The organism is Crossiella sp. SN42, assembly GCF_023897065.1.
Taxonomy (GTDB): Bacteria; Actinomycetota; Actinomycetes; order Mycobacteriales; family Pseudonocardiaceae; genus Crossiella.
Genome location: NZ_JAMHIV010000045.1, coordinates 1 through 24379, shown reverse-complemented (window position 1 = coordinate 24379; position 24379 = coordinate 1). Strand labels below are relative to the sequence as shown.

Genomic DNA, 24379 nt, shown 5'->3' with positions numbered 1-24379 from the left:
CTGGCTCTCGCACTCGAATCAGCGCGTCAAGGCCCTCGGATGTTACGCGTTGCGCGATATGAGTGCGCCCCGTATCCGGCCATCGCCTAGGATCGCCCTGCTAACCAGTACAGACTCTAGGAGCTGTTCTTCACCCATGTCCGCAGCCAACGACCCCTATGACCCGAAGGGGGTCGCCGCCCTCGCGCCGGAGACCCTCGCCGCTGCCGTCGTGCAGGCCGAGAAGGCTTTTGCCGAGGCCGGCGACCTGGAGGCACTGGCGGCGGCGAAGCCTGCGCACCTAGGTGAGCGCTCCCCGTTGCTGACCGCGCGCCGCGAGATCGGCGCGCTGCCCCCCGCCGCCAAGGCCGAGGCAGGCAAGCGGGTCAACGAGGCCCGCACCTCGATCCAGACCGCCTTCGACGAGCGCCGCGAGCAGCTGCTGCGCGAGCGCGACGAGCGGGTGCTGCGGGAGGAGACCGTCGACGTCACGCTGCCGTGGGACCGGGTCGCGCCCGGCGCCCGGCACCCGATCACCACGCTGGCCGAGTACGTGGCCGACGTGTTCGTGGCCATGGGCTACGAGCTCGCCGAGGGCCCCGAGGTCGAGTCCGAGTGGTTCAACTTCGACGCGCTGAACTTCCTCAAGGACCACCCGGCCCGCACCATGCAGGACACCTTCTACGTCGGGCCCGCCGACTCCGGGCTGGTGCTGCGCACGCACACCTCCCCGGTGCAGCTGCGCACGCTGCTCGACCGTGAGCTGCCGGTGTACGTGATCAGCCCCGGCCGGGTGTACCGCACCGACGAGCCGGACGCGACCCACCTGGCCGCCTTCCACCAGGTCGAGGGCCTGGTGGTGGACAAGGGCATCACCATGGGCCACCTCAAGGGCACCCTGGACGCCTTCGCCCGCGCCATCATCGGCGAGGAGTCCACGGTGCGGCTGCGGCCCTCCTACTTCCCGTTCGTCGAGCCCGGCGCCGAGGTCGACGTCTGGTTCCCGCAGAAGAAGGGCGGGCCCGGCTGGGTCGAGTGGGGCGGCTGCGGCATGGTCAACCCGAACGTGCTGCGCGCGGCAGGCATCGACCCCGACGTCTACTCCGGCTTCGCCTTCGGTATGGGCCTCGAGCGCACGCTCCAGTTCCGCAACGGCATCTCCGACCTGCGGGACATGGCCGACGGCGATGTCCGCTTCACCCTGCCCTTCGGAACGGAGTCCTGAGCCCGTGCGTATCCCGGTGTCCTGGCTGTCCCAGCACCTCGAACTGCCAGAGGGGACCACGCCGCAGCAGCTGGCCGACGCGTTCGTCCGGGTCGGGCTGGAGGTGGAGGACGTCCACCCCCTCGCCACCGTGACCGGACCGCTGGTCATCGGCCGCGTGGCCGAGATCGAGGAACTGACCGAGTTCAAGAAGCCGATCCGCTACTGCAAGGTCGAGATCACCGGCCCCGGCGTGGTCGGCGCGGCCGCCACCGCCGCGGCCGAGGAGGCCCCGGCCGAGGTGGCCGAGGAAGCGGCCGAGCAGGCCGCGGTGGCCGCCGCGCTGAGCGAGCCGACCGGCATCGTCTGCGGGGCCAGCAACTTCCGCGAGGGCGACCTCGTGGTGGTCGCGCTGCCCGGCGCGGTGCTGCCCGGCGACTTCAAGATCGCCGCGCGCAAGACCTACGGCCGGGTCAGCAACGGCATGATCTGCTCGGTCAAGGAGCTGGGCATCGGCGAGGACCACGCGGGCATCCTGGTGCTGCCGCCCGGTTCGGCCAGCCCCGGCGACGACGCGGTCACCGTGCTCGGCTTGCACGACGCGGTGATCGAGCTGGCGGTCACCCCGGACCGCGGCTACGCGCTGTCCGTGCGCGGCCTGGCCCGCGAGATCGCCAACGCCTTCGACGTGCCCTACGGCGACCCGGCCGGCAACGAGCCGCCGGAGGCCGACGGCGAGTGCTGGCCGGTGCACATCGAGGACCGCGCCGGCTGCCGCCGCTTCGTCGCCCGCCGGGTCACCGGCCTGGACCCGACCGCGCCGACCCCGTGGTGGATGCGCCGCACGCTGATGCTGTGCGGCATCCGGCCGATCTCGCTCGCGGTGGACGTCACCAACTACGTGATGCTGGAGATGGGCCAGCCGCTGCACGCCTACGACGCCGCCGCGCTCAAGGGCGGCATCACGGTGCGGCGGGCCAACGAGGGGGAGAAGCTCACCACCCTCGACGACGTCGAGCGCACGCTGAGCACCGACGACCTGCTGATCACCGACGAGTCCGGGCCGATCGGCCTGGCCGGGGTGATGGGCGGGGCCAGCACCGAAGTCAGGGACAGCACCTCCGACGTGGTGATCGAGGCGGCCAACTTCGAGCCCGCCTCCATCGCCCGCGGCGTCCGGCGGCACAAGCTGCCGAGTGAGGCCTCCAAGCGGTTCGAGCGGTTCGTGGACCCGGCGCTGCCCGCGGTGGCCGCCGAGCGCGCCGCCCAGCTGCTGGCCCGCTACGGCGACGCCCAGATCCACCGCGGCCGCACCGACGTGGGCAGCCCGGTGCTGCCCGAGCCGATCACCATGCCGCTGGCGCTGCCGGACCGGGTGGCCGGGGTGAACTACGCGCGCGGGGTCACCGCGCACCGGCTCACCCAGATCGGCTGCCGGATCGAGATCGGCTCGGCCGACGACGGCACCGCCGTGGTGGTGGCCTACCCGCCGACCTGGCGCAACGACCTCAACCAGCAGGCCGACCTGGTGGAGGAGGTGCTGCGGCTGGAGGGGTACCACACCATCCCCACCACGCTGCCCGCCGTGCCTGCCGGTCGCGGCCTGACCCAGGCGCAGCGCCGCCGCCGCACGGTCTCCCGCGCGCTGGCCGCGGCCGGGTTCGTGGAGATCATCCCGAGCCCGTTCACCGGCCCCGCCATGTGGGACGCGCTGGGGCTGGCCGAGGACGATGTGCGCCGCCGCTCGGTCAAGCTGCTCAACCCGCTGGAGGCGGACAAGCCGGAGCTGGCCACCACGCTGCTGGCGGGTGTGCTGGAAGCGGTGCAGCGCAACATCTCCCGCGGTGTCAAGGAGCTCGCGGTCTACGGCATCGGCCAGGTGGTGCTGCCGCGCGCCGAGCAGGTCCCGATGCCGGAGGTCGGCGTCGCGGGCCGTCCGTCCGATGAGGACCTGGCCCGGCTGAACGCGGCGATCCCGAACCAGCCGGTGCACGTGGCCGCGGTGCTCACCGGCTCCCGCGAGCGCGCGGGCTGGTGGGGCAAGGGCCGCGAGGCGAGCTGGGCGGACGCGGTGGAGGCCGTGCGCGCCATCGGCCACGCCGCCGGGGTCGAGCTGGAGGTCGTGGCGGGCAGCCAGCCGCCGTGGCACCCCGGCCGCTGCGCCGAGTTCCGCGTCGGCGGCATCCCGGTCGGCCACGCGGGCGAGCTGCACCCCAAGGTCGTGGAGGCCCTGGGCCTGCCCAAGCGCGCCTGTGCGCTGGAGCTGGACCTGGACGCCCTGCCGGTGGTCAGCTCCCGCCCCGCGCCGGTGATCTCGCCCTACCCGCCGGTCCTGCTGGACCTGGCGCTGGTGGTGGACGAGTCGGTGCCCGCGGCCAAGGTCACCGACGCGGTCCGCGACGGCGGCGGCGACCTGCTGGAGGACGTCCGCCTGTTCGACGTCTACACCGGCGAGCAGCTCGGCGAGGGCAAGCGTTCGCTGGCCTTCTCGCTGCGCCTGCGCGCCGCGGACCGCACGCTGACCGTCGAGGAGGCCACCGCGGCCCGCGACGCGGCGATCGCGGTCGCCACCGAGCGCCACGGCGCGACGCTGCGCGCCTGAGCCGGACCCCGGGTGGGCTGCCGCGGCGGCCCACCCGGGCGGTTCACCGCACGGCGCTGTCCGATGTGGACTAGTTTCTCCCCGTGCGCAGCGTTATCGGCCTGATCCTGGTGGGGCTCTTGGTCTCCGGTTGCACCGGGCCCAGCCCCACGCCAACGGCGACCAAACCCACCACCCCCGCGCAGACCGGTCCGGTCTCCATGGACCAGAGCATGCGGCAGCGGCTGGCGGAGAACACGGTGTACCGCACCTGGGACACCTGTGCCCTGCACGATCCGGAGGCGGTCAAGAAGGTCTTCGGCGGCGAGTTCGAGCTGCTGGAACCGGAGACCTTCGACCAGTGCGTGGCCCGGGTGAAGCTCCCTGACCTGGGCACCTTCTCGGTGACCACCTTCGTGGGCGCGTCGTTCTTCCCGCAGGACGAGCCGAAGACCGAGATCGGCGGCAAGACCTTCCTCAGCGACTCCAGGGACGCGAGCGTGTGTAGCTGGTACTACCCGACCAGCAAGCAGTCCGCGATCACCCTGCGCATCTCCTTCCACGGCGGCACGCAGAACAAGCAGCCGCCGAAGCCGGCCTGCGAGCTCGGCAAGGACTACCTGGCCACCCTCGCGCCGATCTGGTCGAACCCGCCCCTGCGCGGCGAAGGCGCCACCGAACCGGCGATCGCCCTGGCGGCCAAGGACCCCTGCGCCACCCACGAGGAGCTGGCCAAGCTCCTTCCCCAGGGCGGCGAGAAGCCCCAGCTCCAGGCGGCCAACCCGTACTCCTGCGTGGTGCGGTTGCCGGTGCGCACCAAGACCGGCAGCGGCGGCTTCGACGTCCGCTTCCTGCTCGCCGACGACCCGGTGGCCGCGGTCCAGCGCACGCCGGGGCAGTACAAGCCGATCCAGGTCGAGGGCAGGCCGGGCAGCGTGCAGCAGAAGAAGGACGAGTGCCAGATCAACGTGCAGGCCGAGGAGCTCTCCATCCCCGGCCTCAACGAGGAGGTCCCGGTGATCCGGGTGACCGGCCCCGACTGCCAGCAGACCGAGACCGCGGCCAAACTCGTCACCAAGGCGGCCCTGTCATGAAGAAGCTCCTGCCCCTGCTCGCCGCCCTGGCCGTGCTGACCGCCTGCACCCAGTCCATCCCCGGCACCCCCACCCCCGCCGGAGGCCCCAGCGCCGCCGACGCGGGCGTCACCCCACCCTCCGGCGAGAAGGTCAAACGCCAGCCGATCCGCCTGGGCCTGCAAGACCCGCCCAAGGACTGGCAGGCCGCCGGCGCCCCCTTCGACCCGTGCACCGTCCTGGGCTGGAACGACATCCCCGAACCCCAGCGCGACCCGAAGGCCCGCCCGCCGAAGCTGATGGTGCTGAAGAAGGACGACGCCATCGAGACCGGCTGCATGTTCTACAACGACGAGACCATCAGCGTGGTCATCCCCAGCCCCGGCGCGCCCACCACGGCCGCCCCCATCACCAAGAGCCCGTACTTCCGGGTCAGTGTGGTCTGGGGCGCCACCATCGACCCAGCCAAGTTCGGCGGCGAGAAAACCACCCTGGGCGGCAAACCCGCCGCGGTCGTCCCGGACACCATCGGCTCCCTCAAGGACCCGATCTGCCTGGTAGCGATGAAGTTCGCCAAGGGCGGCGGGGGAGTGGACGTCCGCAATGGACGGTTCCCCGGGTTGGACCCCTGCCCCATCGCGAAGGCCCTGGCAGAGAAACTGGCCGCGAAGGTCCCGTAGCGAAAGGCTTGCGGCTCTTCGCTTTTGATCGCAAACGGAGCGGCCGGTCTGGGTGGTTCTGCTTCGACGGCCTGGAAAAAACACACCAGCCCTGTCAAGCGCCCCACCAACCCCGCCAACCGCACCGGAGGCTGGCACCGGGGCGCTTGACAGGGCTGGTTTGGTTTTGGAAGGCCGTCGAAGCAGAACCACCCAGACCCCGCGGAACCACCCACGCTGCTGAAAGCGCGCCAACACAAACTGGCACTGGTCTGCAACTCATCTCGCCGCCTTTGATCCTCCCCCCCTGCTTTGATGGTCTGCCCGTCCGGCGAGGACACTCTTTTCGCTTTTAAAAAACCAAAAGAATGTCCTCGCCGGACGGGCAGACCCCCGGAGGGGTGGGGCAGATCAACACCCGGTTGAGCAGGTTGCGGGGCGGGGTTTGTGTTGCCGACTCAAGACCCAGCGTGTTCGAGTCCCTCTCGTCTTCTCCGCACGACCTTCCGACAGCAAACCACACCTCCCCACCCGGCCCCCGTCACGTTGCGAAGCTAGGGCGGCGGCAGGTTGCAGGGGCCGGGCGGGGAGGCGCGGTCAGCAGTCTCCAGGCCGTACGGAGAAGACGAGAGGACCTCTTGGGTCTAAAGCCCGACTGCTAACGGCCGCCGCTCCACTGTGGTTCAGCTGGGCTGGAGTGGTGAACCCCGGTTGCCGTCCGCACGTGTTATCCGTGACGGCGAAGGGAGCTTGATGTGCGGCATGGCATGGACACGGGACTGTTGAGACAGGGCGCGCACAGCCCGTCGTACTTCGCGTTGCAGCGGAGCATGGGCGCGCGCGAGCTGGTTGACTTCTGCATTCCGTGCAACCCGTACTTCCCGACTCCGCGCATGTTCGACGAGCTGGCGGACAACCTGGAGCGGATCCTGCGGTTCTATCCCAGTGACGCCGCCACGATCACCGCTCAGCTGTCCAGGGTGCTCGGGTTGAACCCGGCGACCATGACCATGGCCAACGGGTCCACCGAGCTGATCACCTGGATCGACCGGTTGCTGGTCACGGAAAGTCTGGCGGTGCCGATCCCGACCTTCGGGCGGTGGACGGACCAGCCGTTGGAGACCGGCAAGCGGGTGGACATGTTCCTGTTGCACGAGGCGGACAAATTTGCCTTGGACGTGGACGCTTATCTCCGCTTCATCGCCGCCCGTGGTTCCCGGGTCGCGGTGCTCTGCAACCCGAACAATCCCGACGGCGGCTACCTGCCCCGGCGGGAGGTGGTCCGGTTCCTGGATGAGCTGGCGCACCTGGACCTGGTGGTGGTGGACGAGTCCTTCATCGACTTCGTGGAGGTGGAGAAGGACGCCTCGGTGGCCAGGGAGGCGATGATCCGGCCCAACGTGGTGGTGCTGAAGAGCCTGGGCAAGAACTTCGGCCTGCACGGCATCCGGTTCGGCTACCTGGTGGCCAATCCCGCGCTGGTCAAGCGGATCGGCGGCGCGCTGCCGATGTGGAACCTCAACTCGCTCGCCGAGGCGGTGATCTTCATGCTGGCCGAGCACCAGGAGGAGTACCGGGACAGCCTGCGGCTGCTGGCGCGGGACCGGTTCCTGATGACCGCTTCGCTCGGCCGGTTTCCCGAGCTGACCATCTTCTCCTCGCAGGCCAACTTCCTGCTGGTCAAGCTGCCCAGCGGGGTGCACGGCGCGGAGCTGCGGGACTACCTGCTGGCCAAGCACGGGGTGTTCGTCCGGGAGTGCGGCAACAAGCTCGGCATGACCAGCGACTTCCTCCGCCTGGTGGTCCGGCCGGAGTCCGATGTGGACAGACTGGTGGAGGGACTGCGCGGGTACGCCCGCAGCCGCACCGGCGAGCTGCCCTCCGAGCCCCGGATCCCGGCGCCCGTCCCGCCCGAGCCCCGCACCCGGCCGACGGGGGAGGTGGTGGTGGACCTGGACGCCCCCACGGTGGGTGTGTCCCGGCCGCCGCTGGGCAGGCCGCGCTCGGCTTGACCGGCCGGTCGCGCTCGGCGGCCCTGGTCGCGAGCTCCGGGCAGCCTAGATCGCGCTGCCCTCATAGCGTTTGGCGATGCGCGGAAAGTGGGTCCGGAGCTGTTCGAGGCCCCCGGTCACCTGGTCGCCGGCCGGGTCCTCGAACAGCTCCGGCGACTCCAGCGACTCGGCCAGCCCGCCCGCACCGCGCTCGATCAGCAACTCCACCGCCAGCGTGCTCAGCTCACCCGCGGCGCACAGGTCATCCGGGTCGTCCGGGAACAGCTCGGCCAGGGTGTCCGGGTCGGCGACCGCGCGGTCGAAGGCGGCCCGGCCCTGCAGGATCAGCCAGTTGCGGGCCGCGGTGAACTCCTGATCGGACAGTCCACCGCGGACCAGGTCAAAAGCGGCCCACAGCTCCCACCTATAGGCCCGCCGGTGCGTCGCCACCAGCTCCCGGTGGAACGCCGCCAGCTCCTCGGCGCCGCGGGCCGCGAGTCGTGCTCGCAGCTCGGCCAGCCGAGCGTCCACTGTGGCCGCCGCCGAAGCGACCACCGTCCAGAACTCCAGCACGTGCCCGCCCTTCCGCACCCGCCTCCCAATGCACGGTACGTGCGGTAACGCGGTCCGCGCACGCATCGGCAGCAACATGCAGCAACGCGCTACAAATTTGCTCCCGGAGGCGCAAATTTGCGCTACCAGCAGAGTCTTTGCGTGCTCAGCCGGGCCAGTTGCTGGGCCGAGGCCAGCTTGTTCGGCAGCGCGGCGATCAGTCCGGGCAGGATCTCCCGGCATCGGGCCACGTCATCGGGGCCGTGCGCGCCGTCGCCCAGCGCGCGCCTGGCCACCGAGGCCACCCAGTCCACCTCCACGCCCAGGTCCCCGGCCGCGTCCACCGCGGTCAGCGGCTCGTCGAAGTCGCCGTGGTTGCGCCGGTAGCCGTCGATCACCGCCCGCGCGGTGGCCTCCACCATCCCCTGCGGCCGGTTCCACCCGGCCAGGGACAGCGCGCAGCCCGCCAGCTCCTCGCGCGGCACCCTGGCGCAGGCCACGTCCCAGTCCACCAGCACCGGTCCGTCCGCGGCGACCAGGATGTTCTTCGCGCGCAGGTCCGCGTGCCCGATCACCTCGGGCAGCCCGCGCGGGGCCTCCACCGTGACCAGCCGGTAGATCTCCTTGACCGTGGCGCTGAGCCCGGCCAGGTCCTCGGTCCACGGCGCGTGCGCCACCTTGGCCTGTTCCACCAGTAATGGCCACAGTTCTGCCTGTCCGCCGGAACCGGTGGGGAAGGCCCAGCGCGGCTGCGGCGGCATGGCCAGGCGGTGCAGCTCGGCCATGGTCTCCCCGGCCCAGCGGCCCACCTCGGGCAGCACCGGCTGGGAGGTCGGCTCGGCCACCACCCAGCGGTGCACCCGCACCGTCGCCGCAGGTCCGTCCGCTACCGGCACCTCGGTGACCACATCGCCACCTGGTGCGATGACCGGCTCCGGCATCCGCACGCCTGCCGCCCACGCGGCCCGCTCGAACCGCCACGCGGCGCGCAGCCACGGCAGCCACTCGGGCGCGTCGAGTCGGTTCATCTCCTTGACGGCATAGGACCCCAGTTCGGTGTCCAGCCGCCACATCCGGTGGCTGTGACCACCGGCAACGGGTGTCAGCGGCCCCAGTGGCCGACCGAGGTCGAACACGGCGGCGACCGCCATAGCCTCCAGCCCGCGCAAAGACAACCTCCTTCAACGTGCCCTATCTCAACTAGCATGACCTTGCGGAGCAGTGCATACTTATTCGCATGACGGTTCGGGTAGCTGTCGCTGGTGCCAGCGGCTACGCGGGCGGAGAAATCCTCCGTCTGTTGCTCGCACACCCCCAGGTCGAGATCGGTGCACTTACTGCCAGCAGTAGTGCGGGTACCCGTTTGGGGATTCATCATCCCCACCTGGTGCCACTGGCCGATCGTGTTCTGGCCGACACCACGCTAGACCAGTTGCGGGGCCATGACGTGCTGTTTTTGGCTCTACCGCACGGTCATTCGGCGGAGGTGGCCAATGGAGTCGACGAACGGCAGACCGTGGTCATCGACTGCGGCGCGGACTTTCGTCTCACCGATTCGACCGCTTGGCGACGGTGGTACGGAACCGAGTTTGCCGGGACTTGGCCCTATGGCCTGCCCGAGCTGCCGGGCCACCGGGAGCGCCTGCGCGGCGCCACCCGCATCGCGGTTCCGGGTTGTTATCCGACGGCGGCCTCGGTCGCGCTGGCCCCGGCCTTCGCCGCCGGGCTGGCCAAACCGGACGTCGTGGTGGTCGCCGCCTCCGGCACCTCCGGCGCGGGCAAGGCGCCCAAGGCGCACCTGCTCGGCTCCGAGGTGATGGGCTCGGCCAGCGCCTACGGCGTCGGCGGCGCGCACCGGCACACCCCGGAGATCAGCCAGAACCTCGCCGCCATCGCGGGGGAGCCGGTCGCGGTCTCCTTCACCCCGGTGCTGGTCCCGATGGCCCGCGGCATCCTGGCCACCTGCACCGCCCCGCTGGCCGAGGGCGTCACCGCCGAGCAGGTCCGCGAGACCTACGCCAAGGCCTACGACGCCGAACCCTTCATCCACCTGCTGCCCGAGGGCCAGTGGCCGGTCACCGCGGCCACCCTCGGCGCGAACGCGGTGCACCTGCAGGTCACCGTGGACGCCGACACCCAGCGGCTGGTCGCGGTGGCCGCCGTGGACAACCTGACCAAGGGCACCGCGGGCGCCGCGGTGCAGTGCATGAACCTCGCTCTGGGCCTGCCGGAAACCACCGGCCTGTCAACCGTGGGAGTAGCACCGTGACCTCTTCCGAGGATCTTGTCCCGGATATCTCCGCGGGTGTGACCACACCCGCTGGGTTCCGAGCCGCCGGACTGCACGTTGGCGTGAAGACCAACGGCAACCCGGACCTGACCCTGGTGGTGAACGACGGCCCCGCTGATGTCGCCGCGGGCGTGTTCACCACCAACCAGGTCAAGGCAGCGCCCGTGCTCTGGTCGCAGGAGGTGCTCAAGCAGCGCCGGCTGCGCGCGGTCGTGCTGAACTCCGGTGGCGCGAACGCGTGCACCGGCCCCGAGGGCTTCCAGGACAGCCACGCCACCGCGGAGAAGGTGGCCGAGGTGCTCGGCGTCGGCGCGGTCGAGGTCGGTGTCTGCTCCACCGGCCTGATCGGCGAGCGCCTGCCCATGGACAAGATCATCCCGGGCGTGGACGCGGTGCACGCCGCGCTCGGCCGGGGACCCGAGGCCAGCCTGGCCGCCGCCACCGCGGTGATGACCACCGACTCCAAGCCCAAGCAGGCCGCGCTGACCCACCCCGACGGGTGGAGCGTCGGCGGCTTCGCCAAGGGCGCGGGCATGTGCGCGCCCGACATGGCCACCATGCTCGCGGTCATCACCACCGACGCGGTGGTCGAGGCCGACGCGCTGGACAAGGCGCTGCGCGCGGCCGTGGACGTCACCTTCAACAGCCTGGACGTCGACGGCGGCACCTCCACCAACGACACCCTGCTGCTGCTGTCCTCCGGCGCCTCCGGGCACGCGCCCGACCTGGCCGAGTTCACCGCGGTGCTCACCGAGGTGGCCCGCAGCCTCACCCGCCAGCTCCAGCGCGACGCCGAGGGCGCGACCAAGTTCGTCGAGGTCACCGTGACCGGCGCGGTCGACGACGGGCAGGCCAAGCAGACCGCGCGGGTGGTCGCCGAGGACAACCTGGTCAAGACCGCGCTGTTCGGCTCCGACCCCAACTGGGGCCGGATCGCGATGGCGGTCGGCCGCAGCGGGGTCACCATGGACCAGTCCGAACTGGACATCACGGTGAACGGGATCACCGTGTGCCGCAACGGGATGCGCGGGGACGACCGGTCGCTGGCCGACCTCTCCGGCACCGACATCGACGTGCGGATCAAGCTCGGCGCCGGCGCGGGCAAGGCCACCGTGTACACCACGGACCTCTCGCACGCCTACGTCGAAGAGAACTCGGCGTACTCCTCATGACCACGATCCCCACCTCCCTGGCCCAGGACCGCAGCGCGGCCGCCGCGGAGAAGGCCGAAGTCCTCGTCGAGGCGCTGCCCTGGCTGCAGCGCTTCCACGGCGCGCTGGTCGTGATCAAGTACGGCGGCAACGCCATGATCGACGAGCAGCTGAAGAAGGCCTTCGCCGAGGACATGGTGTTCCTGCGGCTGTGCGGCCTGCGCCCGGTCGTGGTGCACGGCGGCGGCCCGCAGATCTCGGCCATGCTCAACCGGCTCGGCATCGAGGGCGAGTTCCGCGGCGGCCTGCGGGTGACCAGCCCGGAGACCATGGACGTGGTGCGCATGGTGCTCACCGGCCAGGTCAGCCGCGAGCTGGTCGGCCTGATCAACGCGCACGGCCCGTACGCGGTCGGCATCTCCGGCGAGGACGCCCAGCTGTTCACCGCCGAGCGCCGGGGCACCGTCATCGACGGCGAGCACGTGGACCTCGGCCTGGTCGGCGACGTGGTCTCGGTCAACCCGGACGCGGTGCTCGACATCGTGGCCGCCGGCCGGATCCCGGTGGTCTCCACGGTCGCCCCGGACACCGACGGCGTGACGCACAACGTCAACGCCGACACCGCGGCCGCCGCGCTGGCGGTCGCGCTGGAGGCGGCCAAGCTGGTCGTGCTCACCGACGTGGAGGGCCTCTACGCCCGCTGGCCGGACCGCTCCTCGCTGATCGCGCAGATCGGCGCGGACCAGCTGGAGGGCATGCTGCCCGAGCTGGCCAGCGGCATGGTGCCCAAGATGGAGGCCTGCCTGCGCGCGGTGCGCGGCGGTGTCCCGGCGGCACACGTGATCGACGGCCGACTGGCCCATTCCGTGCTGCTGGAGGTCTTCACCTCCTCCGGCATCGGCACCATGGTGATCCCGGGGGAAGCACAGCCATGACCGACAACCGCACCAGCCACCTCGCGTCCAATGTGGACGGTCAGCGCCGGTGGCAGGCCAGCTTCATGGACAACTACGGCACCCCGGCGCTGGCCCTGGTCCGCGGCGAGGGCACGCACGTCTGGGACGCCGACGGCAACCGCTACCTCGACCTGCTCAGCGGGATCGCGGTCAACGCGCTCGGCCACGCCCACCCGGCCATCGTGGAAGCGGTCAGCACCCAGGTCGCCACCCTCGGCCACGTCTCCAACTTCTACCTGGCCGAGCCCACCCTGGAGCTGGCCGAGCTGCTGCTCAACCTGACCGGCATCGCCGAGCAGGGCCGGGTGCTGTTCTGCAACTCCGGCGCCGAGGCCAACGAGGCCGCGTTCAAGATCAGCCGGTTGACCGGGCGCACCAAGGTGGTCGCCACCGAGGGCGGCTTCCACGGCCGCACCATGGGCGCGCTCGCGCTCACCGGCCAGCCGGCCAAGCGGGAGCCGTTCGCGCCCATGCCGCCCGGCGTGGTGCACGTGCCCTACGGCGACACCGCCGCGCTGGAGTCCACTGTGGACGACCAGACCGCCGCGGTGTTCCTGGAGCCGATCCAGGGCGAGCAGGGCGTGCGGGTGCCGCCGGAGGGCTACCTCCAGGCCGCGCGGGAGATCACCAGCAGGCACGGCGCGCTGCTGGTGCTGGACGAGGTGCAGACCGGCCTCGGCCGCACCGGCAGCTGGTTCGCCTTCCAGCAGGCAGGCATCACCCCGGACGTGGTCACCCTGGCCAAGGGCCTCGGCGGCGGCCTGCCGCTGGGCGCCTGCCTGGCCTTCGGCGAGGCGGCCGGCCTGCTCAAGCCCGGCCTGCACGGCACCACCTTCGGCGGCAACCCGGTCTGCTGCGCGGCCGGCTTGGCCGTGCTGCGCACCATCGCCGCCGAGGGCCTGGTCGAGCACGCGGGCGCGCTCGGCAAGGAGCTGGCCACCGGCATCGAGGACCTGCACCACCCGCTGGTCCGCGGCGTCCGCGGCGCTGGCTTGTTGCAGGCGATCCTGCTCAACCAGCCGGTGTCGGCCGCGGTGGCCACGGCCGCCCGCGACGCCGGGTTCCTGGTCAACAACGTGCAGCCGGACGCGATCCGGCTGGCCCCGCCGCTGGTGCTGACCGAGGCCGACGCGCACGAGTTCGTCACCGCCCTGCCCGCCCTGCTGGACGCCGCTGTGGAGGAGACCAGATGACCCTGCGCCACTTCCTGCGTGATGACGACCTGACCCCCGACGAGCAGCGGCACCTGCTCGACCTGGCCGACGCGCTCAAGGCCGATCCGTTGTCCAACAAGGCGATGGCCGGCCCGAAGACCGCCGCGGTGATCTTCGAGAAGAACTCCACCCGCACCAGGCTCTCCTTCGAGGTGGGCATCGCCCAGCTCGGCGGGCACGCGGTGGTGGTGGACGGCCGCACCATGCAGCTGGGCCGCGAGGAGACCATCGAGGACACCTCCCGGGTGCTCTCCCGCTACGTGGACGTGGTGGTGTGGCGGACCTTCGCGCACGCCCGGATCGAGGCGATGGCCTCCTCGGCGAGCGTGCCGGTGATCAACGCGCTCACCGACGAGTTCCACCCCTGCCAGGTGCTGGCCGACCTGCAGACCATCCGGGAGCGCTTCGGCAGGCTGGCCGGGCTGACCCTGACCTACCTCGGCGACGGCGCGAACAACATGGCGCACTCGCTGCTGGTCGGCGGCGCCACCGCGGGCATGCACGTGCGGATCGCCTCGCCGAACCGGTTCCACCCGCTGCCCTGGATCCTGGACTCGGCCAAGCAGCGGGCCGCCGAGACCGGCGGCTCGGTGTCGCTGGTCTCCGAGGTGGACGCGGCCGTGGACGGCGCGGAGGTGCTGGTCACCGACACCTGGACCTCGATGGGCCAGGAGAACGACGGCAAGGACCGGGTCGGCCCGTTCCGGCCCTACCAGGTCAACGACTCCCTGCTGGCGCGCACCGGGGTGGACAGCATCGTGCTGCACTGCCTGCCGGCGCACCGCGGCTGGGAGGTCACCGACGAGGTCATCGACGGACCGGCCAGCGCGGTGTGGGACGAGGCGGAGAACCGCCTGCACGCGCAGAAGGCGCTGCTGGTCTGGTTGCTGGAGCAGACGGGCTGAACACATGACGCAGAGCACCGCGGCCACCAGGGTCGCCCGACAGGCCAGGATCGCCGAGCTCGTGCGCGAGCGCGCCATCCGCAGTCAGACCGAGCTGGTCAAGCTCCTCGCGGTCGAGGGCATCGAGGCCACCCAGGCCACGCTGTCCAGGGACCTGGACGAGCTGGGCGCGGTCAAGCTGCGCGGCGCGGACGGTGGCGCGCCGGTGTACGTCATCCCCGAGGACGGCAGCCCGGTGCGCGGCGTCGAGGGCGGCACCTCCCGGCTGGTCAAGGTGCTCGGCGAACTGCTGGTCTCCACCGACGCCTCCGGCAACCTCGCCGTGCTGCGCACCCCGCCCGGCGCCGCCCAGTTCCTGGCCAGCGCGATCGACCGGGCCGCGCTCAACGACGTGGTCGGCACCATCGCCGGTGACGACACCCTGCTGATCGTGGCCAGGGAGCCGCTCACCGGCGCGCAGCTGGCCGCCCGCTTCACCGAGATGGCAGGCGGCACCGCGCACGCCCACTACCAGGGGGAAGTCCCATGACCAGGCGGGTGGTGCTGGCCTGCGCGCCGGAGCTGGACCTCCCGGCGGTCATCAACGGGCTCACCGGGTCCGAGGTGGTCGCGGTCGCCGTCGACCTGGGCCAGGGCGGCGTGCACCTGGCCGCCACCAGGGAGCAGGCGCTGGCCGCGGGCGCGGTGGCCGCGGTGGCTATCGACGCGCGCGAGGAGCTGGCCCAGCACTACTGCCTGCCCGCGCTGCTGGCCAACGCGCTCACCCCTGTCCTGTCCCGCCCGCTGCTGGCCAGGCACCTGGTGACCGCGGCCCGGCAGCACAACGCGAGCACCATCGCGCTCCACCGCGCGGACCCGGCCTTCACCACCGAGATCGCCGCCCTCGCCCCGGACCTCGAGGTCATCACCTGGCCCGAGCACCCCACAACCCAGGCCGAGCAGAGCATCTGGCACCGCCGCCCGGCCCGCATCCCCAGCCAGACCGGGCCGAGGGACCCCGACGAACTGACCCTCACCTTCGACCAGGGTGTGCCGGTGGCCATCGACGGCGAGACCGTCACCGTGCTGCAGGCCATCCAGGAGCTCAACCGCCGGGCGGGCGCGCACGGCGTCGGCCGGATCCACCAGGCCCCCGGCGCGACCACTCTGATCACCGCGCACCAGGCGCTGGAGCACGCGGTGCTGGAGCCCGACCTGGCCGAGTTCAAGCGGGAGGTGGAGCGGCGCTGGACCGAGCTGGTGCAGGACGGCCGCTGGTCCTCCCCGCTCAAGGACGCCCTGGACGATTTTGTGCTGGGCACCCAGGAACAGGTCAGCGGCGAGGTCCGGCTGGTGCTGCACGGCGGCCGCGCGGTGATCGACCAAGCCCAGTTGTGGGACTTCGAGAAGCAGGGAGTATGAGCGAGATGAAGGAAGCCACCCCGCTGTGGGGTGGCCGGTTCGCCTCCGGACCGGCCGAGGCGATGGCCGCGCTGAGTGTCTCCACGCACTTCGACTGGCAGCTGGCCCGCTACGACATCGCCGGCTCCAGGGCTCACGCCAGGGTGCTGCACCGCGCGGGCCTGCTCAGCGACACCGAGCTACCCGCGATGCTGGCCGCCCTGGACACCCTGGAGGCCGACGTGGTCTCCGGCGCGTTCACCCCGGCCCCCTCCGACGAGGACGTGCACACCGCACTGGAACGCGGCCTGCTGGACCGCGCGGGCACCGACCTGGGCGGCAAGCTCCGCGCCGGCCGCTCCCGCAACGACCAGATCGCCACCCTGTTCCGCATGTGGCTGCGCGACGCCGCCCGCCGGGTGGCCGCGGGCACCCTGGACGTGGTCGAGGCCCTGGCCAACCAGGCGGCTCAGCACCCCACCGCCGTCATGCCCGGCCGCACCCACCTCCAGCACGCCCAACCGGTCCTGCTGGCCCACCACCTGCTGGCGCACGCCCAGTCCCTGCTCCGCGACGTCTCCCGCCTCCGCGACTGGGACAAGCGCACCGCGATCTCCCCCTACGGCTCCGGCGCCCTGGCAGGCTCCTCCCTGGGCCTGGACCCAGCGGCGGTCGCGGCGGACCTCGGCTTCGACGCGCCAGTCGAGAACTCCATCGACGGCGTAGCCAGCCGGGACTTCGCCGCCGAGTTCGCCTTCGTGGTGGCCATGCTCGGCGTCAACCTCTCCCGCATCGCCGAAGAGGTCATCATCTGGACCACCGCCGAGTTCGGCTACGCCAAGCTCAACGACGCCTGGGCCACCGGCAGCTCGATCATGCCGCAAAAGAAAAACCCGGACGTCGCCGAACTAATGCGCGGCAAGTCCGGCCGCCTCATCGGCAACCTCTCCGGCCTCCTCGCCACCCTCAAGGCGCAGCCCCTCGCCTACAACCGAGACCTGCAAGAGGACAAGGAGCCCCTCTTCGACTCGGTAACGCAGCTGGAGCTCCTGCTCCCAGCCATGACCGGCATGATGGCCACCCTCACATTCGACACCGCCCGCCTGGCCGCCCTGGCCCCCGCAGGCTTCACCCTGGCCACCGACATCGCCGAATGGCTGGTCCGCCAGGGAGTCCCCTTCCGCGTGGCCCACGAAGCAGCAGGCGCCTGCGTCCAAGCCGCCGAAACCCGCAACGTCGGCCTGGAAGACCTCACCGACGAAGAGCTGGCGGCCATCAACCCAGCCCTGACCCCCCAGGTCCGCGAGGTCCTCACAGTCGAAGGCTCCATCGCCTCCCGCGACGCCCACGGCGGCACCGCCCCCGTACGAGTAGCCGAACAACACCAACGCCTCCTGGGCGCCCTGACCGAGGCACGGGACTGGGCAAAGCTCTAAACCGCAACAAAAGCGGAACCGCCACCAAAAGCGGACGCGAAACGAGAACGCGGGCGACAACAAGTCGCCCGCGTTTTCACTACCTAAGCGAGCGGTGGATTGTGTGATTTTGTTTGGGGGGAGGCCATCCCATAAGCTAGCCCAGCGATTGGGCAGGCCTCACCGCCTGCCCCGTCAGCCCAATCCGGGATGGCCTAGGGGCCCCAAACCAAATCACACAATCCACCGACCACGCGGCCGCCCCAACCGCCAGAAAACAACCCCCACCAAAACCGGCGCCAGCAAAACCAACAGATCCGCAAAATCCCGAACCCCCTGAAAATCAACCACCCCAGGCCGCCGCCAAGCCTCCACAACCATCCCCATATAAACCCGATCCACCCCCCAAGAAAAAATCACAAACACCACCCCCACCGCCCACAACCACCCACTCCGGGTAGCACAAGCGACGACCCCCACAACCCCGAACACCACCACATGCGGCCCAGCGGCAACCCCCAGCCACCGCAGCACCAAACAACACCCGAGCACCAACGGATAGCACCACCACGACAGCCCACCCCCTCGCCGCCACACCCGATAGCCACCCACCGCCACCAGCCCCACCGCAACCCCAAGAACCACCCAGCGCGCAACCGGCTCCCACGACCCCGACAGCTGAACCCCCGCGCTCAACACCGCGACCACCGCCACAAACGCCCCGCAATGCGCGAGAACCAGCAGCAAACTCGCCCGCTCCAGCAACGCGTACGCCACCACCGCATACACCACCGGCACCGCGACCAGCCAAAGCAGATGCTCCGGCCCCGGATCACCAAACCCGACCGGCATGAGCACGCGAAGCTCCCCAGCCGCCTCCAACGCGCTCTCCAGCAGCGTCGGCCCAGGCCCGAACTCCGAACTCAACGTGAACCGAGGCCGCTCCAGCGGACTCCGCACCTGCTGCGCCAGCAAAACAACGATCCCGATGAACCCCAACAGAAGCCACCGCGAATCCACCCAAAGCCGCCCCACGACAGCTCCCCCCGCTCGTCGTCCCGCCGACCCTATTACCCCCTACCATCACCCCCGATGACCACCCTCGACCTCTCCGCCGACCCCATCCTCACCGCCCGCCGCCTGCTCGGCTGCCACCTCACCGCCAACGGCGTCACCGCCCGCATCACCGAGGTCGAGGCCTACTGGGGCGCAAAGGATCCGGCCTCGCACAGCTACCGCGGCAAGACTCCGCGCAACGAGGTCATGTTCGGCCCGCCCGGCCACCTCTACGTCTACTTCGTCTACGGAATGCACTTCTGCGCCAACGTCGTCTGCCTCACCGACGGCGACCCGGGAGCCGTCCTGCTGCGCGCCGCCGAGATCACCGACGGCCTGGACCTGGCCCGCGCGAACCGCCCTGCCGCCAAGACCGAAGCCGACCTCGCCCGCGGCCCCGCCAAACTGTGCACCGCGCTCGGCATCACCCGCGAGCACAACGGCGCCGACCTGCTCTCCGCGACCTCCCCGGTGCGCCTGACCCCGGCCACCGAGGTCCCGGAGTCCGAGGTCGAAGCGGGCCCGCGAGTGGGCATCGCGGTGGCCATGGACCTCCCGTGGCGGTTCTGGCTCGCCGGTAATCCCACCGTCAGCGCATACCGCCGCGGCGGCAAGAAAAGATAACCCAAACCCTTCTTTTTACCCCGCAGATCGCGCACCAAACCAAACATGGGATGTCAATTCACCGCGCAAGATTCATTTGTCATGCGACGAATACCCACAACCAGCCCACCCGCCCGCGAAGACGGCGTAACGCCGCACACGCAGAGTGACAAAACAGAGGTCACGCTCGCAACAGATACCAAACTGGCTAGCTGACCAGGGGTAACGCGACCGCCTCCCCAACTACCCTCGGTAGAGTACCGGGACGCATTCCCTTGCCGGGATTTCGATTGCTCGCTACCGTGAGAACGGCGGCAGAAGCGGGTCCTCTGGGGGGAATTCTTGTGCGTTTCACCGGTGCCAACACCCTGATCAGCATTGGCTTCGTGCTGATGTGGAGTTCCGGATTCATCGGGGCCAAGCTCGGTACCCAGGAATCCGGCACCTACACCTTGCTGATGTGGCGGTTCCTCCTCGCCGCCGCGATTCTCCTCGCCATCCAGCTGGCCCGGCGCGCACTCCGCCTGACCCCGCGCGAGCTCGCCGTCCAGGCACTGGTCGGCCTGCTCGGCCAGGGCGTCTACCTGATCGGCACGGTCAAGGCGGTCGAACTGGGCGTGGCCGCGGGCACCGTCGCACTGATCGCCGCCCTGCAACCCATCGCCTCGGCCGCCCTGGCCGGTCCGGTGCTGGGCGAACGGGTAGTGGCCAGCCAGTGGACCGGCCTCGCGGTCGGCCTGGCCGGCGTGGCCCTGGTCGTGGGCGCCGACCTCGGCCTCAACGAGAACACCCCCTGGTGGGCCTACGGCCTGCCCTTCCTCGGCATGGCCGGACTGGTCGCCGCCACCCTGGTCGAGCGCAAGGCAGGCGCGGAAACCAGCCTGGCCAACGCGCTCACCGTGCAATGCCTGGTCAGCGCCGCCCTGTTCACCCTGCTCAGCCTGGGCACCGGCGTCGCTGCCCCGCCGGCCGCCGAGGGGTTCTGGCTGGCTGTCGGCTGGTTCATCGTCTTCTCCACCTTCGGCGGCTACGGCTTCTACTGGCTCGGCCTGCGCCGCACCAGCGTGGCCCGGATGACCAGCCTGATCTACCTCACCCCGCCGACAACCATGCTCTGGGCATTCCTGATGTTCGGCGAAACCGTCACCGCGCTAGCCATCACCGGCGTGCTCATCTGCATCGTCTCCGTCTGGCTCACCCACTGGTCCCAATCCAGCGAGCGGGCCGTCACGCGCAACTAAAAAATCGAACCTATTTCCGGCGACAAGGACAACCATGTCTGAGGCTCAGCGGAAACAGTCGACCCTGTCCAAAAACCCGTCTTACGCGGCGGCCAAAGCCCATTACCTCTCCCCGTCCCGCCGTGACCCGGTGAAACGGGAATGGGAGGAACGCTTCTCGAAGTCCCTTTTCCGGTCCGCCGCCGAAGCGACCAGCACCGGCAACCGGCTCAGCGTCGTCGACGTCGGCAGCGGCACCGGCGACGCGCTGCACCTGCTGGAGGGCGCGCTCAACCACCACCGCCGCCCACCGGTCATCGACTACCTCGGCCTGGACCTGGACCCGGACATGGTCGAGGTCGCCAGGGACCTGCACCGCGACCGCCCCCGCGTCGAGTTCGCCATGGCCGACATCCGCGACGGCGTCCCGGACCGGCCGACCCAGCTCTACCTCGCCAGCGGCGTGCCCTACTCCCACCTCACCCGCGAGGAGCTGACCGCGGTGCTGGCCGACATCACCGCCACGGTGCGCCGCCACCGGACCCGCTCGGTCGTGGTGCTGGACGTGCTCGGCCGGTACTCCATGGAATGGGAGCCCTACTGGGACTTCGACCGCTGGACCTACGCGATGACCTTCTTCCAGGGCGGCGAACCGGCCCCGGAAGCCAAGATGTCCTTCTACGGCCAGTCCGACCTGGCCACCGTCATCGCCGACGGCACCCGGCACGGCGGCCTGCTACCGGTGCGGGTGGAGTACTTCGACCGCTCCATCGGAGTCGGCAGGCACACCGTCACCGGCGCGTTCAACCCGGCGCTGCCGCCCTACCGCGAACTGGTCAACCGCCTGTTCGCCGGTGACGTCACGGTCGCGCTGCCGGACCTGCGCATCGAGGACCCGTGCGGGGAGGCGCCACCGGAGGTGCTCAACTTCTTCACCGGCTTCGCCACCCGCTGGAACGAGCGGCTCTGGCACTGCGCCGAGGTCGAGTCCACCAGGTGGGCCAGCGCGGCCAGCCGCACCCGGCTGGCCAGGCAGCTGCGCGACGTGGAGTTCAGCGCGCAACGCGGACTCGGCGCCGGGCACTCGCTGATCTGCCTGCTGCACCTCGACGGCAGCACCCGATGACCGGCCCCGCCGCGGTGCTGCTCGACCTGGACGGCGTGCTGGTGGACTCCATGCCCGCCATCCGCCAGGCGCTGACCGAATGGTCGATGAGCCGGGGGTTCCCGCCGGAGCTGGCCAACCGGCTCGCGCACGGCAGGCGCACCGTGGACCTGGTCCGCCTGCTCACCCCCGAACTGGACGAGGCCGCCGAGGTCGCCGCGATCACCGGGCTGGAGGCGGCCAGGTGCCGCGCCGTCCGGCCGATCCGCGGCGCGGCCGAGTTCCTGGCCCGCCTTGGCCAGACCCCGTGGGCGGTGGTCACCTCCGGCCTGCGCCAGGTCTCCCTGGCCAAGCTCACCGCGGCGGGCCTGCCCATCCCGGAAGTCCTCGTCTGTGCCGAGGACGTGCTGCTGAGCAAGCCGAACCCGGAGTGCTACCTGCGCGCCGCCCGCGAGCTGGGCGTCGAACCGGGGGAGTGCCTGGTCGTCGAGGACGCCCTCGCCGGGTTCGAGGCCGCCCGAGCGGCCGGCATGGACTGCGTCGGCCTCGGCCCCGCCGCGGTCGACTACCCCGGCGAGCTGCGCGCCCGGGTCACCGACCTGACCGAACTGCAACCGATCACAACCGGAGAGGAAAGGACATGACCACGACCAAGACCGCCGAACCCGCGGTGGACGCGCTGCGCACCGGGTTCAGCCGGGTCCGCCGCTCACTGCGCCGCGCCGAGTGGAACCACGCGCCGCTGCGACACGAACCGGCCTGGCAACCCGAGTTCGTCGACACCACAACGGAAACCGGCGTCACCCGGCTCAGCCTCACCGACTTCGGCTACGGCCGGGCGCACCTGGACCGCCTCGGCGAGTTCCAGGACAGACCCGCCTACTCCGCCCCGCACCGGCTGCTCACCAGGGAGGGCGCCGCGGCCTTCCGGGCGGTCTGCGAGGCGCTGGCCGACCGCGCCCCGGACGACGACTACATCGTCAGCCACCGGGTGCGCAACGCGGTCTCCATGTCCCGGTTCATCCGCGACATGACCCACGACGAGACGTTCCTGGCCAAGGCCTCCGCCATCGCGGGCGTGCCGCTGGTGCCGCACCCGCTGACCAACGCGGGGGTGTGCCTGAACTACTTCGACGACCGGGGCATCGAGGTCGGCGGCAAGGCGAGACCCCAGGTCGCCAAGTGGCACTACGACGGCATGACCTACGTCTTCGTCATCCAGCTGGCCGACTCGGCCGAGTTCACCGGCGGCGACCTGCTGATCTACCAGGGCACCAGGGCCTCCTTCGCGGCCGAGCGCGCCGAGGTCATCGCCAAGGCGGCCGAGCACCCGAAGGTCTTCCGCGCGCCGTTCGAGCAGCTCGGCGACACCGTGTACAGCCGGGGCAGTGACATCTGGCACGCGGTCACCCCGGTCACCGCGGGCAAGCGGATCAGCGCCGTGCTGTCCTTCTTCTGCCCAGTGCTGCCTGCCGACAGCAACGAGTTCTGGCACGTCGCGGCCGAGGACGGCCTGCTGCCCTCGGTGGGCGGCTTCGCCAGGCTGCTGCGCGCCCAGCAGGACGCGCTGGGCTACTGCCGCCGGGAGGGGGTGAACCTGGTGCCGCTGGCCGCGGCCGCGCAGACAGGCCAGCGGGAACCGATTTGACCTGGTGGGGGAAGATGCAGGGGTGAGTGAGCACATCCTCGACGAGCTGTCCTGGCGCGGCCTGATCGCGCAGACCACCGATATCGACGCACTGCGGCGCGACCTGGACGCCGGCCCGCTCACCCTCTATTGCGGCTTCGACCCCACCGCGCCGAGCCTGCACGCGGGCAACCTGATCCCGCTGCTCGGCCTGCGCCGCTTCCAGCGGGCCGGGCACCGGCCCATCGTGCTGGCCGGCGGGGCCACGGGCATGATCGGCGACCCCCGTGACAACGGCGAGCGGTCCCTCAACACCGAGGACACCGTGGCCGAGTGGACCGAGCGGATCAGAGGGCAGCTGGAGCGGTTCGTCGACTTCGACGACTCGCCGACCGGCGCGCTGGTGGAGAACAACCTGAGCTGGACGGAGGGCCTGTCGGCGATCTCGTTCCTGCGGGACGTCGGCAAGCACTTCTCGGTGAACGTCATGCTCGGCCGGGAGACGGTGAAGCGCCGCCTGGAGAGCGACGGCATGTCCTACACCGAGTTCAGCTACCTGCTGCTCCAGTCGCACGACTACCTGCAGCTGCACCGCAAGCACGGCTGCTCGCTGCAGATCGGCGGCGCCGACCAGTGGGGCAACATCGTCGGCGGCGTCGGCCTGGTCCGCTCGGTCGACCGGGCCGCGGTGCACGCGCTGACGCTGCCGCTGGTCACCGACTCCGAGGGACGCAAGTTCGGCAAGTCCACCGGTGGCGGGAACGTGTGGCTGGATCCGGAGCTGACCTCGCCGTACGCCTGGTACCAGTACTTCGTGAACGTGGCCGACGCCGACGCGGTCCGCTACCTGCGCATGTTCACCTTCCTGGACAAGGACGAGGTGGCGCAGATCGAGCAGGTCACCGCGGACACCCCGCACCTGCGCACCGCGCAGAAGCGGCTGGCCGAGGAGTTCACCACCCTGGTGCACGGCGCTGAGCAGACCCGGATGGTGGTCGCGGCCAGCCAGGCCCTGTTCGGCCGGGGTGAGCTGCGCGAGCTGGACGAGCCGACGCTGACCGCGGCGCTGAGCTCGGCGGGCACCGGGCAGGTGAAGCTGGCCGACGCGCCGACCATCGTCGACCTGCTGGTCGCGGCCGGCCTGTCCAAGAGCAGGGGAGAGGCCCGCCGCACGGTCAACGAGGGCGGGGCCTACGTCAACAACGAGAAGGTCGCCGACGAGGCGTGGCAGCCGTCCGCGGACACCCTTCTGCACGGACGGTGGCTTGTGCTTCGACGTGGCCGCCGTCACACTGCGGGAGTGGACGTCCTGCATTAGCGTGGGACGCGAGGGCTGCGAGGCCGTGACCAGCGGTTTCGCAGCCTTGGCCCGCGTGTGCGTGGGCCTGACCAGGCGATTTGACTTCGCATTCGCCCGG

Annotated in this window: 22 protein-coding genes; 19 read left to right on the top strand and 3 right to left on the bottom strand. The window is 70.8% G+C overall.

All coding sequences use genetic code 11. The features are described 5' to 3' along the window. The first annotated feature begins 136 nt into the window (after positions 1 to 136). The 5 genes from pheS to M8C13_RS39105 all read left to right on the top strand — a co-directional run bounded on the left by pheS (position 137) and on the right by M8C13_RS39105 (position 7508). A complete protein-coding gene (pheS, locus tag M8C13_RS39125; RefSeq protein ID WP_252485872.1) occupies positions 137 to 1204 on the top strand; it encodes a phenylalanine--tRNA ligase subunit alpha in 1068 nt (355 codons plus the stop codon). 4 nt (positions 1205 to 1208) lie between these two features. Further along, entirely contained in the window at positions 1209 to 3785 is a 2577-nt protein-coding gene (pheT, locus tag M8C13_RS39120) for a phenylalanine--tRNA ligase subunit beta (RefSeq protein ID WP_252485871.1), read from the top strand. Between the two features lie 83 nt (positions 3786 to 3868). Continuing rightward, on the top strand, positions 3869 to 4858 hold the full coding sequence (locus M8C13_RS39115; protein WP_252485870.1) for a hypothetical protein: 990 nt from the start codon (positions 3869 to 3871) through the stop codon (positions 4856 to 4858). Further along, the gene (locus tag M8C13_RS39110; protein WP_252485869.1) at positions 4855 to 5517 is read left to right on the top strand and encodes a DUF3558 family protein; all 663 of its coding nucleotides are present in this window, start codon (positions 4855 to 4857) and stop codon (positions 5515 to 5517) included. Before M8C13_RS39115 ends, M8C13_RS39110 begins: the two co-directional genes overlap by 4 nt. Positions 5518 to 6263: 746 nt before the next feature. Next, positions 6264 to 7508 (top strand): histidinol-phosphate transaminase, encoded by a 1245-nt coding sequence (locus M8C13_RS39105; protein WP_252485868.1) that lies wholly within the window; start codon positions 6264 to 6266, stop codon positions 7506 to 7508. A gap of 45 nt (positions 7509 to 7553) precedes the next feature. Here the strand turns inward: M8C13_RS39105 and M8C13_RS39100 are convergent, their stop codons facing one another. Then, positions 7554 to 8078, bottom strand: a complete 525-nt coding sequence (locus tag M8C13_RS39100) for a DUF4240 domain-containing protein (RefSeq protein ID WP_252485867.1) — start codon at positions 8076 to 8078, stop codon at positions 7554 to 7556. 104 nt (positions 8079 to 8182) lie between these two features. Next, positions 8183 to 9190 carry a phosphotransferase gene (locus tag M8C13_RS39095; RefSeq protein ID WP_252485866.1) on the bottom strand — a complete coding sequence of 336 codons (1008 nt, stop codon included), beginning with the start codon at positions 9188 to 9190 and terminating at the stop codon, positions 8183 to 8185. A gap of 86 nt (positions 9191 to 9276) precedes the next feature. Here M8C13_RS39095 and argC point away from each other — a divergent pair, with 86 nt between their 5' ends. Genes argC through argH form a run of 8 tightly spaced genes read left to right on the top strand, consistent with a single transcriptional unit; the run spans position 9277 to position 17371 of the window. After that, entirely contained in the window at positions 9277 to 10308 is a 1032-nt protein-coding gene (gene argC / locus M8C13_RS39090) for an N-acetyl-gamma-glutamyl-phosphate reductase (RefSeq protein ID WP_252485865.1), read from the top strand. Continuing rightward, entirely contained in the window at positions 10305 to 11501 is a 1197-nt protein-coding gene (gene argJ / locus M8C13_RS39085) for a bifunctional glutamate N-acetyltransferase/amino-acid acetyltransferase ArgJ (protein ID WP_252485864.1), read from the top strand. Before argC ends, argJ begins: the two co-directional genes overlap by 4 nt. Next, the gene (gene argB / locus M8C13_RS39080) at positions 11498 to 12415 is read left to right on the top strand and encodes an acetylglutamate kinase (protein WP_252485863.1); all 918 of its coding nucleotides are present in this window, start codon (positions 11498 to 11500) and stop codon (positions 12413 to 12415) included. The genes argJ and argB overlap by 4 nt, the downstream gene beginning before the upstream one ends. Further along, a complete protein-coding gene (locus M8C13_RS39075; RefSeq protein ID WP_252485862.1) occupies positions 12412 to 13629 on the top strand; it encodes an acetylornithine transaminase in 1218 nt (405 codons plus the stop codon). Before argB ends, M8C13_RS39075 begins: the two co-directional genes overlap by 4 nt. Beyond that, positions 13626 to 14555: an ornithine carbamoyltransferase gene (argF, locus tag M8C13_RS39070; protein WP_252485861.1), complete on the top strand. Its 930-nt coding sequence runs from the start codon at positions 13626 to 13628 to the stop codon at positions 14553 to 14555. The genes M8C13_RS39075 and argF overlap by 4 nt, the downstream gene beginning before the upstream one ends. A 4-nt stretch (positions 14556 to 14559) precedes the next feature. Continuing rightward, positions 14560 to 15084 (top strand): arginine repressor, encoded by a 525-nt coding sequence (locus tag M8C13_RS39065; RefSeq protein ID WP_252485860.1) that lies wholly within the window; start codon positions 14560 to 14562, stop codon positions 15082 to 15084. Next, positions 15081 to 15956 carry an argininosuccinate synthase domain-containing protein gene (locus M8C13_RS39060; protein ID WP_252485859.1) on the top strand — a complete coding sequence of 292 codons (876 nt, stop codon included), beginning with the start codon at positions 15081 to 15083 and terminating at the stop codon, positions 15954 to 15956. Before M8C13_RS39065 ends, M8C13_RS39060 begins: the two co-directional genes overlap by 4 nt. Next, on the top strand, positions 15953 to 17371 hold the full coding sequence (gene argH, locus M8C13_RS39055) for an argininosuccinate lyase (RefSeq protein WP_252485858.1): 1419 nt from the start codon (positions 15953 to 15955) through the stop codon (positions 17369 to 17371). The genes M8C13_RS39060 and argH overlap by 4 nt, the downstream gene beginning before the upstream one ends. A 213-nt stretch (positions 17372 to 17584) precedes the next feature. Here argH and M8C13_RS39050 read toward each other — a convergent pair whose 3' ends face one another. Continuing rightward, positions 17585 to 18349 (bottom strand): hypothetical protein, encoded by a 765-nt coding sequence (locus tag M8C13_RS39050; protein WP_252485857.1) that lies wholly within the window; start codon positions 18347 to 18349, stop codon positions 17585 to 17587. 93 nt (positions 18350 to 18442) lie between these two features. Between M8C13_RS39050 and M8C13_RS39045 the strand changes: the two genes are divergently transcribed. The 6 genes from M8C13_RS39045 (at position 18443) to tyrS (ending at position 24279) form a co-directional block, all read left to right on the top strand. Further along, positions 18443 to 19030: a DNA-3-methyladenine glycosylase gene (locus tag M8C13_RS39045; RefSeq protein WP_252485856.1), complete on the top strand. Its 588-nt coding sequence runs from the start codon at positions 18443 to 18445 to the stop codon at positions 19028 to 19030. Positions 19031 to 19353: 323 nt separating this feature from the next. After that, on the top strand, positions 19354 to 20250 hold the full coding sequence (locus M8C13_RS39040; protein WP_252485855.1) for a DMT family transporter: 897 nt from the start codon (positions 19354 to 19356) through the stop codon (positions 20248 to 20250). Between the two features lie 130 nt (positions 20251 to 20380). Then, entirely contained in the window at positions 20381 to 21355 is a 975-nt protein-coding gene (locus tag M8C13_RS39035; protein WP_252485854.1) for a class I SAM-dependent methyltransferase, read from the top strand. Then, entirely contained in the window at positions 21352 to 21978 is a 627-nt protein-coding gene (locus M8C13_RS39030) for an HAD-IA family hydrolase (RefSeq protein WP_252485853.1), read from the top strand. The genes M8C13_RS39035 and M8C13_RS39030 overlap by 4 nt, the downstream gene beginning before the upstream one ends. Continuing rightward, a complete protein-coding gene (locus M8C13_RS39025) occupies positions 21975 to 22982 on the top strand; it encodes a 2OG-Fe(II) oxygenase (protein WP_252485852.1) in 1008 nt (335 codons plus the stop codon). Before M8C13_RS39030 ends, M8C13_RS39025 begins: the two co-directional genes overlap by 4 nt. A gap of 22 nt (positions 22983 to 23004) precedes the next feature. Further along, positions 23005 to 24279 carry a tyrosine--tRNA ligase gene (gene tyrS / locus M8C13_RS39020; RefSeq protein WP_252485851.1) on the top strand — a complete coding sequence of 425 codons (1275 nt, stop codon included), beginning with the start codon at positions 23005 to 23007 and terminating at the stop codon, positions 24277 to 24279. Positions 24280 to 24379 lie beyond the last annotated feature (100 nt).

Bases quoted from the DNA above. Each gene is read 5' to 3' on its own strand.
- argH (WP_252485858.1), top strand. From the start codon at position 15,953: ATGAGCGAGATGAAGGAAGCCACCCCGCTGTGGGGTGGCCGGTTCGCC.
- M8C13_RS39025 (WP_252485852.1), top strand. From the start codon at position 21,975: ATGACCACGACCAAGACCGCCGAACCCGCGGTGGACGCGCTGCGCACC.
- argF (WP_252485861.1), top strand. From the start codon at position 13,626: ATGACCCTGCGCCACTTCCTGCGTGATGACGACCTGACCCCCGACGAG.
- M8C13_RS39075 (WP_252485862.1), top strand. From the start codon at position 12,412: ATGACCGACAACCGCACCAGCCACCTCGCGTCCAATGTGGACGGTCAG.
- M8C13_RS39045 (WP_252485856.1), top strand. From the start codon at position 18,443: ATGACCACCCTCGACCTCTCCGCCGACCCCATCCTCACCGCCCGCCGC.
- M8C13_RS39030 (WP_252485853.1), top strand. From the start codon at position 21,352: ATGACCGGCCCCGCCGCGGTGCTGCTCGACCTGGACGGCGTGCTGGTG.
- argC (WP_252485865.1), top strand. From the start codon at position 9,277: ATGACGGTTCGGGTAGCTGTCGCTGGTGCCAGCGGCTACGCGGGCGGA.
- M8C13_RS39060 (WP_252485859.1), top strand. From the start codon at position 15,081: ATGACCAGGCGGGTGGTGCTGGCCTGCGCGCCGGAGCTGGACCTCCCG.
- M8C13_RS39105 (WP_252485868.1), top strand. From the start codon at position 6,264: ATGGACACGGGACTGTTGAGACAGGGCGCGCACAGCCCGTCGTACTTC.
- M8C13_RS39095 (WP_252485866.1), bottom strand. From the start codon at position 9,190: ATGGCGGTCGCCGCCGTGTTCGACCTCGGTCGGCCACTGGGGCCGCTG.
- argB (WP_252485863.1), top strand. From the start codon at position 11,498: ATGACCACGATCCCCACCTCCCTGGCCCAGGACCGCAGCGCGGCCGCC.
- M8C13_RS39065 (WP_252485860.1), top strand. From the start codon at position 14,560: ATGACGCAGAGCACCGCGGCCACCAGGGTCGCCCGACAGGCCAGGATC.
- pheS (WP_252485872.1), top strand. From the start codon at position 137: ATGTCCGCAGCCAACGACCCCTATGACCCGAAGGGGGTCGCCGCCCTC.
- M8C13_RS39110 (WP_252485869.1), top strand. From the start codon at position 4,855: ATGAAGAAGCTCCTGCCCCTGCTCGCCGCCCTGGCCGTGCTGACCGCC.